Origin of the sequence: Pseudomonas sp. K5002 (assembly GCF_013386655.1) — a bacterium.
Classification (GTDB): domain Bacteria; phylum Pseudomonadota; class Gammaproteobacteria; order Pseudomonadales; family Pseudomonadaceae; genus Aquipseudomonas.
In genome coordinates this window covers 1-578 of record NZ_JACARK010001052.1, presented here as the reverse complement: position 1 = coordinate 578, position 578 = coordinate 1, and the positions used below count along the sequence as shown (strand labels likewise).

Genomic DNA, 578 nt, shown 5'->3' with positions numbered 1-578 from the left:
CATAACGAAATCGAGAACGCCGCGCCGGATGACCTGGCGGCGGGCTGCGCGGTGTTGCTGCGGGCCATGGTCAACGCGGCGCAAGGAGGTAAAGCGGCATGACGGATATCGCCAACCTGACCGCAGTTGAGCTGCTGGCCCGCTATCGGGATAAAAGCCTGTCGCCGGTGGAGGTCACCGAAGACGCCCTGCTGCGAATCGAACGCTACAACCCGGCGGTCAACGCCTACTGCCACGTCGACCCGGAAGGCGCCTTGAAGGCGGCGCGGGATTCGGAACAGCGCTGGCTCAAGGGCCAGCCGTGCGGGGCCCTGGACGGTGTGCCCTCCTCCATCAAGGACCTGACGCAGACCATCGGCATGCCGACGCGCAAGGGTTCGCGTACCACATCCGCCGAGGGTCGATGGGATGTGGATGCGCCCTTCTCGGCCTTCATGCGCAAGGCCGGCGCGGTATTGCTGGGCAAGACCACCACGCCGGAATTCGGCTGGAAAGGCGTCACCGATAACCCGCTGTATGGCATTACCCGCAACCCGTGGGACACGCGCATGACGGCGGGCGGTTCGTCCGGTGGTGCC

Annotated in this window: 2 protein-coding genes; both read left to right on the top strand. The window is 65.9% G+C overall.

The features are described from left to right. On the top strand, positions 1 to 102 hold a 102-nt coding region (locus HX846_RS39965; RefSeq protein WP_256740234.1), incomplete at its 5' end, for a hypothetical protein. Beyond that, a partial coding sequence (locus tag HX846_RS33050) for an amidase family protein (protein WP_256740232.1) occupies positions 99 to 578 on the top strand: 480 nt, incomplete at its 3' end. The genes HX846_RS39965 and HX846_RS33050, both read left to right, overlap by 4 nt.